This is a genomic window from Methylacidimicrobium tartarophylax (assembly GCF_902143375.2).
Classification (GTDB): Bacteria; Verrucomicrobiota; Verrucomicrobiia; order Methylacidiphilales; family Methylacidiphilaceae; genus Methylacidimicrobium; species Methylacidimicrobium tartarophylax.
In genome coordinates this window covers 1-11,117 of sequence record NZ_CABFVA020000023.1, presented here as the reverse complement: position 1 = coordinate 11,117, position 11,117 = coordinate 1, and the positions used below count along the sequence as shown (strand labels likewise).

The window sequence follows — 11,117 nt, the reverse complement described above, 5'->3', positions numbered from 1 at the left end:
GCCCGCAAGCCCGGTTCCCTGACGATTGGATCCCTATGGCCGCTCTCCGCTAGAACGGCCGTCGGATTATCCTGGTTTTTACGGTTCCCGAGACAATCACTCTCCATGCCGCGTCGGACTGCCGCCGCATCGTGGCAAGCTCTCGTACTAAGGCCGACACGCTGCTAGCCTGCCTGGCTGGCAAGCGGTCTTGGGGACGAACTGGGCGAGACAGGCAGGTCAGCGTGCGCCGTCCGGACCTCCCCGGGCGGTCAGCGTGAAGTGGACTTCGACCAGGTTCTTGATCCGCACGGTTCCTCCGGCGATCCGGATCGGTTGGATTCCGAAATCGGTCTGGAGCACCTTGGCCGTGCCGGCGACCCGGATCGTGCCGGGAGACGGGAGGAACCGGACGGGGAAGGCGATCTTTTTGACCATGCCGTGGAGGGAGAGGTCGCCGGAAACGAGGACCTGGGTCGGATCGCGGGTCGGGCTGGTTCCCGTCGAGGTGAAATGGATCTCGGGGTAGCGGGCGGTGTCGAGCACCTGCTCGCCTCGCATCGTCGACTGAACCTCCCGGCGCTCTTCGGGCGGGACTTGGGGGTCGACGACCGTCAAGGAGTTCGCCGGAAGGCTCACGTCGGCCCCGAGGGAAGCGGTCGAAGAAGGGCTGTAGTCGATCGTTCCCGTGAGCTTGCAGGAGACGATCTCATGATCGTGGCCGAGGAAGCCGAGCAGGCCGCCGCGGATGACGAGGATTTCGACCTTGCTCCGGGCGGAGTCGACCTGGTAGGTGGCGGCGCTCAGGAGGGAGGGGGCTCCCAGCGCCAGCCAGAGGAGAAGGCTGGCTCGGGGAAGGAAGCGCATGGGGGAAGGGGTGCGGCGAAGCATGCGCCTTTGTGTTCCGATTGAAAAGGGCCTTTTCGCGGCTGCTCAATTCGGCGGCCTGCGCCAGGCGTAAAGCATGGTCGTGAATTCGGTGGCTGCCCGGTTCGTGGTGAGGAAGCCCAAGGCGCTCAAGTAGGCGGTGAGGCGGGCCGGGTTTTCGCCGGGGGCGCTCCCCGAATGGACTTCGATGGCCATCCGGTGGATGCGGGCGAGGAGCTCGGGAGGAGTCCCGTAGAGGATGGAGTATTCGGAGCCTTCGCAATCCATCTTGAGAAGGTCGCAGACGGCGAGCTTTTCCCGGCGAAAGACTTCTTCCAGGGTCACGGAGGGAACCTCGATCCGAAGATCCTCTTGGCTGGACCAGGAGGGACCCGGCGGCTGCGGGAAGACGGTGGCGCGGCTGGAGAAGCGTTCCGAGCGGGGGAGGTGGAGGGAGAGGGTCCCCGAGGACGCCGACAGGGCCTCTCGAAAGGGAAGGACGGGAAGCCGGTTCTCCCGGACGAGCTTCTCAAGATAGCGGAAGTTCTCCTCCCAGGGTTCAAAGGCGAGGATCCGTGCTTCGGGGAACTGCTCGGCCGCGAAGAGCGAAAAGAGCCCGATGTTGGCCCCGATGTCGATCACCGTGTGACAATGGCGGAGATCCCTCGACCAGGCCGGGAGCAGGTAGTGGTGGGAGAGGAAGATCTCGTGGAAATCTCCGATCCGGGCCGGAGGGAGCGGGAGCAGGTATCCCCTTCGGGTGCGGAACTCCAGGACTTCCGGCTGACGGAGGAAGCCCCGTCGATGGAGGAAATAGAGCGGCCAGTTGCGAAAGGTGCGGAGGAGCCGTCCATAGCCCTTCCATCGTTCTCGTTGTGTCATGGGACGGAGCCCTCCGCGGCGGCTCGGCGCCGCAGCGAGCGGAGGAGCCATTCGAGCCGGGACATCCAGGGTTTGCCCAGCTCCTTGATTCGCGCCGCCTGCGCGTAGGAGAGGCCGAGGCGGAGCAGCCGCCGGTCCCGAGAGGGAAGGACCGGCCAGATCCACTCGCCGTAGCGGGCGAGCTGCCGGTCGGCCGCGGCCGGATCGAACTGCTTGTAGGCGCCCAGCCTCTGGAAGAAGCCGATGCCGGCGGCTTCGGCGAGCTTGGGCGTCATCCGCCCCTCAGCCGCGAGCCAGGCGAGCATCGCCTCGGCCTCCTGGTTGTGGGCGGGAAGGAGCCGGTGCAGCTTGGACGAAGTCCAGGAGAAGCTTCGGCCCATCCGGTAGACGGCACCGGAAGAAGGAGTGAACCGGAAGCGGAGTCCTTTCTGGAGGGAGCGGGCGTAGAGATCGTAGTCGTCCACCAGGTGGCCCGGGCTCCAGCCGCCGATCCGGAGGAGCGCTTCGCGCCGCCAGAGCTGGGCTCCGATTTGCGGGAACCAGAAGGCGAGCCAGAGGTAGAAGGGATCGGGCGATTCGGGGAGCCGGGCCGTCCAATGAGGCTTGGGTCCTTCGGGCCCCCACGGTTCGATCCGGGAAGGGGAGAGGAGGACGTCGGCCGACTCCCCGCCTGCCTCGCGGAGCTGGGTCTCGATCTTCCGGGGGAGGAGGTAGTCGTCGCTGTCGAGCCATTGGATCCACTCTCCCCGAGCGGACTCGAGGATCGCGTTGCGGGCGCTTGCGGGGCCGGAGTTGCCCGGAAGAGAGAGGAGCCGGATCCGATCCCCGAAGCCTTCCAGGATCTCCCGGGTCCGGTCGGTCGAGCCGTCGTCGGCGACGACCAGTTCTTTGTTGGGCCAGGACTGGGCGAGCGCGCTCTCGACCGCTTGGGCGATCCACTCCTCCCGGTTGTACGCGGGAATCCCGATCGTGACGAGAGGCGCGGTCATGCGGGAGAGGGGTGGCGGAGCGCCGCCGAAAACCGTTCCGCCCGGGAGAAGCCGAGCCCGCCCAGCAGGATCCGGTAGAGGGGGCTGCGCGGCGCGCGCAGCCAGCCGCGGGCGGAAGCCTTCGTAAAGAAGCGCTCCGCTTCCTGGGCCTCTCCGCTGCGGGCGAGCCATCGTGCGACCAGGAAAAACGCCTCGCCGCCGGAGCGGCGGAGAGAAGGGGTCCACCCGCCGCTCTCGTCGAGCCATCGGGCCATTTCTTCCAAGACGGTCGCCTTTTGGCGGGCGAAGGTCCGGGTCCGTTCCGCGGAGATGGGCCCGCGGCGGATCCGCCAGACGGCTCCCGGGGAGGGAGTCAGCCGGAAGCGGAGCCCTTGGCGAAGGGCGCGGCCGGCGAGCTCGTAGTCGTCGAAGAGGGGGGCTTGGGCGCTCCAGCCGCCGATGCGGCGGACGGCCTCGCACCGCCAGAGATAGCCGCCGGTTTGCGGCAGCTCGCCCTCAAACCAGCCGGCGAGGAGCCGCTCCGGAGGGCAGGGGCGTTGCGATCGGAGCTTTCCCGCCCCTTCGTCCAGAAGGCAGGGGCTGTAGAGGAGATCGGCGCCCTCTCCCCCGTCCGCTTCCGCAAGCTGGGTTGCGATCTTTTGGGGAAGAAGAAGGTCGTCCTGATCGAGCCACTGGATCCATTCTCCCCGGGCGGCTTCGAGGATCGCGTTGCGGGCGGAGGCCCGCCCCCCGTTGGGCTGGGTGAGGAGGCGGATCCGGGGGAGGAAGGCTTGGAGGCGCTCGCGGGTGGCATCGGCCGAGCCGTCGTCGACGACGACCACTTCTTTGTTGGGCCAAGTCTGGGCGAGGGCGCTCTCCACCGCGCGGGCCACCGTATCGGCGCCGTCGTGCGCGGGGATGCCAATCGAGATGAGCGGGGAACCCACGACTAGGGAGCCTGCCCAATCCAGAGGCCGGGAGTCAAGAAAGGAGGAGGTCGGTTCCGCCGCCGGGCATGAGGCGGGAGCGTCCCGTCGGTCCGCAAAACATAATCGCGGCGGTCGACCGGCGCCGCGCCTCGGGTACGGACTCTGTGAGAGAGGCAGGCGAACGGAAAGGGGATCGCGATCGGTCTCCTCTGGAAGGGGCCCCGTCCGGATCGGACCGGCCGGTCTTGCCAGGGTGTGAGTCCGCCGTCCTTCCTTGCCGGGGGTTCCTCTCGGAGGGAACGATCTGTCGACAAAAACGGCCTTCCCCTCCTAACATGGGTGTTTCCCATGGCCTTCGAGCTTCTGGATCATCCGATTGTCTTTGCGCAACCCGCCCGGTGGAGCCGGGTGGCCGCCTGGCATCTCCATATTCCCTTCGCCTTTCTCCTGGTCGATCTCCTTCGGCCCAAACGCGTGGTGGAGCTTGGCGTCCACAACGGAGACTCCTACTGCGCCTTTTGCCAGGCGACCGCCGCGCTCGGGCTGGCCGCCGACTGCTGCGGGATCGACCATTGGCAAGGAGATGGGCAGGCAGGGGATTACGGGAGCCAGGTGCTTGAGGATCTGCGGCGGCATCACGATCCTCGGTACGGCAGCTTTTCCCGCCTGCTTCCGGCGACCTTCGACGAGGCTCTCCGGCATTTTGAAAAGGGATCGATCGATCTGTTGCATATCGACGGCTTGCACACCTACGAAGCGGTGAGCCGGGACTTTTACTCCTGGCTTCCCTGCATGAGCGATCGGGGGGTGGTCCTGCTCCATGATGTGGCCGTCCGTCAGCAAGGCTTTGGCGTCTGGCAGCACTGGGAAGAGGTGTCCAAGGACTATCCGTCTCGCCTCGTGCGCAACTGCTTCGGCTTGGGGGCGGTCGCCGTCGGGGAAAAGATCGAGCCGGCCGTGCGCGATCTGCTCGCGCTGCCCGAGCCGCGGTGGCAGGCCTTGGAAGGGCTGTGGGAGGTGTTGGGCCAGGCAAACGAGCGGCGCTGCGCCGACTCCGGGGAGTCGAAGGGGGCTCGGCGATCGTGGGCTCGCCGGCTGTTCCGCAAGGGGAGCCGTTAACCGGCAAGGCTCCCGCAGCGAATATCCGCGGCGGACGATTGCGCGCCTGGCTTCGGCTCTCCTCGGGCGGCCGCATCCGGAGGGGCCGCACAGGGGGGCCGGGTCCCCCCTGTGCGTATGGCGCAGAACCGTTAGGCGCTGGCGGAGGGCCGGCGGTCGACTCCTTCGGCGATCCACGGGGGAATGGCGAAGAGGAGGGCGATTGCCGGAGCCGCCGCCGCGGTCTTCAAGGCGAGCAGCGGAGTGAGCGCCGGGTGTCCCGGGGTGGCCATCACGACCGCGAGCTGCCCGATCCAAGCCAGCCCCACGAAGGTGGGCAGAAGGAGGTAGGGCCACCGTACCGCGCGCCGGGCGAGAAGCACGAAGGCGAGGCTCGCCTCCGTCAGCAGGCAGAGAAGCGCGAGGCTGCGGGGATAACCGTCGGTGATCCACTGCTTCACGAAGGTTCCGTCGGCGCCGGGCCAGCGGAAGAGATCGTAGAAGAACGCGGCGGTGGCGGGGAGCGAAACGAGCAGCAGCGTCAAAGCGGCAAGCCAAGTCCACTGCACCAGTCGTGCGCGGATCCCACCGGAGACCGGAGCGGCCGTCCGATTGGGAGTCGGCGTCTCTTTTCTCTCTGTTGTTCGGGTCGTGTCGTATTCGGCAATCATTTCGTCTCCTTAATAAGCGTTTCGCAAATGGCGCGAAACATGATCGTAATATTATGACGCCTTATGTAATGCGCAAGAGAAAAATGTTATGCGCTTAACTTATTATGAAGGCAAATGGATGCTTGGCCTTGGGTCGCATCTCCTGCCGTGAGAACTCCGAAGCGCTCTCCGGCCAGATTCCAAGCGGTCTCCCGGGCGAGAAATCTTTCCGGAGACCTTAGGAGAGCGAAAGGCGAAGAAAAGCTGTTGACACGAAATGGCGATGCGCGCAAAAGCAATCTATCTTGAGAAAAGCGGGAATCCTGTTTGCCATCCTTGCGGCTTGCCATCTGGCAGGAGGCCACTGGGTTCTCTGGCAGGGAGCGGCGTGGGCCGGGATGCTCGTGCGGTACTCGCAGAGCTACGGGATGGAGACGGGACTCTACATGACCTTTGACGGCAAGCATCCCTGCCAAATCTGCAAAAGGGTCGTCAAAGGGAAGAACAAGGAAGAGCATTCTTCGAGGTCCGAAAGGTCGCAGGAAGAGATCGGGCTCTATTTCTTCGCATACGGTTCCCTTTCAAGCCCCCTGCTTCTCTCTGCGGAAAGGCCGGTGATCGGCCAGCCCGATCTGTCGATTCGCACGGATCGACCTCTTTCTCCTCCTCCACGACCTGTCGCGTAGCCATTTTGCCGATCACGGCGAGGTGCGCTCGGCGGTTTGCGGAATAACCTGTCCTGACAAGTGGGCGGGACGGTTCCGGACGCCCGGCGCCGGGAAACGCGAACGTCAATCTTTGGGAGGAGAGGTGTACAAAAAATTGCTGCGGCCCGATGAGGCTGCGCGGATGCTGAGTGTAAGCCGCTGGACGATCTACCGCTGGGTAGACGACGGGCGGCTGGAGGGAACGCGGGTGGGACCCGGCTCGCTGCGGGTCTTCGCGGAGTCGGTCGATGAACTGATCGATCGCAATCGGGTGGGTGAGGCGGCGGGAAGCCGGTCGGAACCGCGGAAGATCCCGGTGACTCGATGAACCGGAGGCCGCTGCCCGTGCACGGGCAAGGATGGGGAGAGGGGCGCTCGATATCGGTCGAGCGCTCCTCTCGGTTCGAAGGAGAGGGGAACGGCCTGCCGGAGGCCAAGGCGATGCGGATTCGACTCTGCGCGGGGGCGGGGAAGGGTCGCTGCCTGGGCTTGGTGGCGTGCCTGGCGCTCCTCATGCGCTCGCTCCTTTGGGCGCAGCTCCCTCCGGAGCCGGTCGATCCGTCGGCGGAGCAGTCCGGTCTTTCCGACGACTCCGGGACGAAGGCGGCGGCGCCCTTGCAGCCGCCGACGACCGAGTCGACCATGGCGCCGATCACGGTGAAAGCGGCTTCCAACGTCCCGAATATGCTGCCGACCGCGGCACCCATTGATTCGGTCTATGGGATGCCGATGGATGTGATGGACATTCCGCGGCAGGTCACGCCGATCAACAAGACCCTCTTGGATGAGTCGGGAACCACCTCGGTCGGCTACATGAACCCGATCGGCTTTGCGATGATCAACCCGACGGCCTTCGGGGGGGTCGACGCCACGATTGCGCCCGCTCCCTACATCCGCGGGAGCGAGGCTTTGCCGTTCATCAACGGGATGTCGATGAGTGTGATGAACGTGGAGATGGTCAACTCGGGGCTCCCGTGGAACTGGAACATGATCGAGTCGACCGATCTCGTCGAAGGTCCCGGGAACGCGGTCTTCGGGGCGGGGCAGGAGGCTTCGGGATATGTCAACTACACGACCAAGCAGCCCTACTTCGACAAGTTCCGGGGAAACGTCTGGGACTCGACGGGAATGTACGAGAACTACATGTGGGGAGCCGACATCGGCGGGCCGATCGACAAGGAGCACAAGCTGGCCTACCGGCTGAGCTACATGGGGATGGAAAGCGGAAGCTGGTACCAGTATGTGCACAACGACCAGCAGAACGTCTACTTCGCCCTTGGATGGAAGCCGGTGGAGAACTACTCGGCCGATCTCTACGTCGATGCCGACTTCGCCTCTGCCTCTCCGATCGGCTACGCGGGCTTCAACCGGCCGACCAATGCGCTCTTCCAGAGCGGAGGCTCCCTCGACTATATCGGCGCGCTTGCGCCGTCCCAAATGGGAAGCGTTTCCTCCTTACGGAACTACTGGGCCGCCAATCCTGGGGCATCGATCGCTCCTTCGCCTTTGGGCTTCGGGACGTACGGAGTCGGCTTGGGTCCGGTCAACCGCCGGCAACTCCTGATGAGCCCCTACGCGCAGGACACGGGTTACCAGGGTATGACCCAGCTCATCCAGAAGGTCCACGTCGATGAGGGGTTCGACCTGGTGAACAACACCTTCGTCTGGTACACCCGTCACGATGGAATGCAGCCGTCCTACTTTTACGACGAGGCGGTGATGGGGGACTACGAGGTCGACAACCGGACCGAATGCCGGCTCGCCTTCGACACCCCCATCGGCGGGAGCGGGTCCGGGCAGGGAGAGAAGGCTCCTTTTGCGATCTCGCACAACATCGACACGGGCCTCGAATGGGTCTATCAGAGGAACGAGGATTACGTTTCGACGATGCTGATCAACATGCCCAACATGTTCAGCACGTATCAAAATCCGATGCTCTGGGATGTCCGGAACACACCCTATTTCCAGGCGGCGATCCGTAACCCGAACGCTCCGGGCGGAGGCGAGTGGCACATTCCTTCGACTCCGGCGGGCTACTACTTCGAGCCGCTCAACGGGACCACCGGAACGACCGACAGCCAGTACTGGTCGTTGGCGCCCTTCTGGCAGCACGACATCAAGTTCGGCGAGAAGCTGAGCCTCCAGTACGGGCTCCGGGCGACCACCTACTTCATCAATGCCCAGACGCCTCCCGGCACTCCCTCGATGCTCTATACCCAGCTCCAGACTTCGATGATCGACCCGCTCTTCTCGATCGGGCCGGTCTACAAGCCCTTTCCGTGGCTGAGCCTTTACGGCAATTTCAACTACGAATATGTGGCCGCAGCGGCGGACATGGGGGGCTTCGTTCCGACGCAGACCGCCCAGGAGATGCATCTGCTCAACGAGCTCGAGGAGGTGGGCGCCAAGTTGAGCCTCCTGCACGACAAGCTCTACCTGTCGTTTGCCTTCTTCAACCAGAGCCTCTATCAGGACCAGATCGGCTTCACGCCGAATCAGGGCCTGCTCCAGGGCTTCGAGTATAACATGACCTACCAGCCCGATCGCCACTGGATGTTCCGGGCGGGCTACGCCTATATGCATGGCACCTGGAACTATTCGTCGCTTCCCTATGGTCCGGCCGAGACCCAGAGCTATTCGACGGGCTATGCGTTCCGACACAACCTGCCGCTCGACGACAACGGATCGAGCATATCACCGATCAACGTCGCGGGAGTTCCCGGGGTCTATGACTGGACCGGCTTACCCACTCAGACCGCCAACGCGATGGTCACCTACCGGACCGACTTCGGCCTCTCCTTCACCGCCTCGGCCCTGTTTATGAGCAGCTACCCGCTCTTCTTCAACGACACGGCGGTGGTGCCGGCCCAGTATGTGACCAACCTGAGCGCCACCTACCAGAAGGATAACTGGGCCTTGACCGTCTACATTTGGAACCTCACCAACTCGATCTACTGGATGCCTTACGCCACCGGGCTCGCTTCGGACGTTGCCTCCAACTCGGACTATGTGCTTCCGGGTTTGCCCTTCTGGGTGCAGGCGCAGGTGAGCTACCGGTTCTAACCTCTTCCCGGGGCCTTTCGCCAATCGCTTAGAAAAAAGTGCTTTACTTCCAGCTTGGCTGCAGTCTCTTACTACAGGTTCTCTCGAGCTCGTGTGAAAGCAGTCTGGATGCGCTGGTTTCTGGTGGGGCTAGTCGCCCTGGGCGGGTGTTTGGTCCCTTCCCTGGGTGCGGCGGCGCCGATCCGCCCGTTTTCGACGGTGCTCCTCGATCCTGGCCATGGGGGCACGGATAACGGGGGGATGAGCCGTCCGCTTTCGGGCGGAAGGCTTCTGGAAAAGGATCTCGCTCTGGACACGGCGAGGAGGGTGGCCCAGCTCCTCAGAGCGCGTGGCTTCCACGTCGTGATGACGCGGACCGACGACCGGTTCGTCGATCTCGATGAACGGGTCAGAGTCGCCAACCGGCTCGGGCCCGGGGCGGTGGCGGTCAGCATCCATTACAATGCGACCGGGGATCGAAGCATCCGGGGAGCGGAGACCTTCTTTTGGCATGCGGACAGCCACGGCTTGGCGACACGGATCGACCGCAACCTGGAGGCCGTGGTCGGCGGATCGGGTCGCGGCCTGGTGCGCCGGCGGTTGCGGCTCACCCGCAATCCGACGATTCCCGCGGTTCTCGTCGAATGCGCCTATCTGACCAATGCGCGCGAGGCGCGGCTGGTAGCGCAACCGCAAGCGCGGGAGCGGATCGCCCAGGCGATCGCAGACGGCATCGTGGAGGAGGCGCGCTTTGGTGACGAGGGAATCGCGGCCGTTCCGGAAATCTGGGCGCCGCTTTCCCGGGGCAGCGAGGTGCGGAAAGTTTCGAAGCAGTCTCGCAAGAAGCGGCATCGGAAGCGTCATGTCAGCGCGAGCATCGAACGCGTCGATCGAGCGAAGCCCTTCCTTGCGCAAGCGTTCTTGGCGGCAAGCTTCGTGCCTCGGTGAACGGCTGGTTGTGAGGCGGACGCTGGAAGCCCGTCGGGCTCGACAGGCATCCTTGTTCGCGTGAGTAGAGCCGGATAGGATGGCCCACGTCTGCTATCCGCTAAGGTGATAGTCTTGCCCAGCGGAGAGTTCGGAGTGGTCCGGAGACCGGCGTGATTGAGGATCCCAGGTTTTGGCGTTCGGGCGCGATCAGCGCATCGACGGTGATGATCGCTGTCTTGGTCATCCTGTCGAGCGACACCCTTCGCACGATCCGGGCGGGAGGGCGAAATGTGCCCGAATACACCGTGATCAATCAGCGGATCGGTTATGCCATGGATGCCGCTGCCAATCGGTATCGCCCCGTTCTCGGCGGAGAAGAACTCCTCTTCGGCCGCCGGTACAGCGCGCAGGAGGCAGCGAAACTGATCGAGAGAGGCAAGCTCGTGATTCAGACGCGGGCCTGCCTCGATTGCCACACGATGTTTGGAATCGGTGCCTACTACGCCCCCGACCTGACGAAAAGCTGGCTCGATCCAATCTGGCCCTCTTGGCAAGCGATGACGCAAGCCTCGAGCCGCGAAGAGGCGATGGTGCGCTTTCTCCAAAACCCGGATCGGTATCCGATCGGCGTCCGAATCATGCCGAACCTCCGGATCGATCGAGCGGATGCGGAGGCGCTCGTCGCCTACTTGAAATGGCTCTCATCGATCGAAACCAACGGCTTTCCGGCTCGATTCGGGGATTAACGGAAAAAATTAATGATCTACCGCTCCCAGCAATTGGCTCTGCGATACTTCGCCGCGTCGATGGTCCTCTTCGGGGTCATGATCGCGGCGGGCCTGCTCACTTCTCTCTATTATCTGCGTGTCGGCTTTCTCCTCGATGTCTTCCATTTCAGCACGGCCAAGATTCTCCACATCGATACCCTCGTCCTCTGGCTGCTCATGGGTTTTCTTGGCTCGGTCTACTGGTTCCTGCCTTTGGAGCTCGAGCGGGAGGTCGAATGGGTCGGGCTGGCGCAGAAAGCGTTCTGGATCTTCGTGGGGACGGTGGCCGCGGTTGCGG

The 11,117-nt window shown here is 64.0% G+C and carries 12 protein-coding genes; 7 read left to right on the top strand and 5 right to left on the bottom strand.

What is annotated here, in order from left to right:
* Positions 1-219: 219 nt before the first annotated feature.
* Genes MAMT_RS03225 through MAMT_RS03210 form a run of 4 tightly spaced genes read right to left on the bottom strand, consistent with a single transcriptional unit; the run spans position 220 to position 3,643 of the window.
* Positions 220-870: a YceI family protein gene (locus MAMT_RS03225; RefSeq protein WP_142659589.1), complete on the bottom strand. Its 651-nt coding sequence runs from the start codon at positions 868-870 to the stop codon at positions 220-222.
* A gap of 42 nt (positions 871-912) precedes the next feature.
* Positions 913-1,728, bottom strand: coding sequence for an FkbM family methyltransferase (locus tag MAMT_RS03220; RefSeq protein WP_178086891.1), 816 nt, complete (start codon positions 1,726-1,728; stop codon positions 913-915).
* On the bottom strand, positions 1,725-2,717 hold the full coding sequence (locus MAMT_RS03215; RefSeq protein ID WP_178086890.1) for a glycosyltransferase family 2 protein: 993 nt from the start codon (positions 2,715-2,717) through the stop codon (positions 1,725-1,727). Before MAMT_RS03215 ends, MAMT_RS03220 begins: the two co-directional genes overlap by 4 nt.
* Positions 2,714-3,643 (bottom strand): glycosyltransferase family 2 protein, encoded by a 930-nt coding sequence (locus MAMT_RS03210; protein ID WP_178086889.1) that lies wholly within the window; start codon positions 3,641-3,643, stop codon positions 2,714-2,716. Before MAMT_RS03210 ends, MAMT_RS03215 begins: the two co-directional genes overlap by 4 nt.
* Before the next feature lie 330 nt (positions 3,644-3,973).
* Here MAMT_RS03210 and MAMT_RS03205 point away from each other — a divergent pair, with 330 nt between their 5' ends.
* A complete protein-coding gene (locus MAMT_RS03205) occupies positions 3,974-4,744 on the top strand; it encodes a class I SAM-dependent methyltransferase (RefSeq protein ID WP_142659585.1) in 771 nt (256 codons plus the stop codon).
* A 131-nt stretch (positions 4,745-4,875) separates the two neighbouring features.
* Here the strand turns inward: MAMT_RS03205 and MAMT_RS03200 are convergent, their stop codons facing one another.
* Positions 4,876-5,394, bottom strand: coding sequence for a hypothetical protein (locus MAMT_RS03200; protein ID WP_142659584.1), 519 nt, complete (start codon positions 5,392-5,394; stop codon positions 4,876-4,878).
* A gap of 284 nt (positions 5,395-5,678) precedes the next feature.
* Here MAMT_RS03200 and MAMT_RS03195 point away from each other — a divergent pair, with 284 nt between their 5' ends.
* The 6 genes from MAMT_RS03195 to MAMT_RS03170 form a co-directional block, all read left to right on the top strand.
* Entirely contained in the window at positions 5,679-6,059 is a 381-nt protein-coding gene (locus tag MAMT_RS03195; protein WP_142659583.1) for a hypothetical protein, read from the top strand.
* A gap of 124 nt (positions 6,060-6,183) precedes the next feature.
* Positions 6,184-6,408, top strand: a complete 225-nt coding sequence (locus MAMT_RS03190) for a helix-turn-helix domain-containing protein (protein WP_142659582.1) — start codon at positions 6,184-6,186, stop codon at positions 6,406-6,408.
* Entirely contained in the window at positions 6,405-9,143 is a 2,739-nt protein-coding gene (locus MAMT_RS03185; RefSeq protein ID WP_142659581.1) for a TonB-dependent receptor, read from the top strand. Before MAMT_RS03190 ends, MAMT_RS03185 begins: the two co-directional genes overlap by 4 nt.
* 93 nt (positions 9,144-9,236) lie before the next feature.
* Complete coding sequence (locus tag MAMT_RS03180; RefSeq protein ID WP_142659580.1) at positions 9,237-10,070, top strand: N-acetylmuramoyl-L-alanine amidase family protein; 834 nt, start codon at positions 9,237-9,239, stop codon at positions 10,068-10,070.
* Positions 10,071-10,222: 152 nt separating this feature from the next.
* Complete coding sequence (locus tag MAMT_RS03175; protein ID WP_142659579.1) at positions 10,223-10,798, top strand: c-type cytochrome; 576 nt, start codon at positions 10,223-10,225, stop codon at positions 10,796-10,798.
* A 12-nt stretch (positions 10,799-10,810) separates the two neighbouring features.
* The coding region (locus tag MAMT_RS03170) for a cbb3-type cytochrome c oxidase subunit I (RefSeq protein WP_178086888.1) at positions 10,811-11,117 on the top strand (307 nt) is incomplete at its 3' end.

What these genes read in the sequence shown, in the direction of transcription:
- MAMT_RS03225 (WP_142659589.1), bottom strand. Translation starts at nt 870, where the DNA reads ATGCTTCGCCGCACCCCTTCCCCCATGCGCTTCCTTCCCCGAGCCAGC.
- MAMT_RS03220 (WP_178086891.1), bottom strand. Translation starts at nt 1,728, where the DNA reads ATGACACAACGAGAACGATGGAAGGGCTATGGACGGCTCCTCCGCACC.
- MAMT_RS03215 (WP_178086890.1), bottom strand. Translation starts at nt 2,717, where the DNA reads ATGACCGCGCCTCTCGTCACGATCGGGATTCCCGCGTACAACCGGGAG.
- MAMT_RS03205 (WP_142659585.1), top strand. Translation starts at nt 3,974, where the DNA reads ATGGCCTTCGAGCTTCTGGATCATCCGATTGTCTTTGCGCAACCCGCC.
- MAMT_RS03200 (WP_142659584.1), bottom strand. Translation starts at nt 5,394, where the DNA reads ATGATTGCCGAATACGACACGACCCGAACAACAGAGAGAAAAGAGACG.
- MAMT_RS03185 (WP_142659581.1), top strand. Translation starts at nt 6,405, where the DNA reads ATGAACCGGAGGCCGCTGCCCGTGCACGGGCAAGGATGGGGAGAGGGG.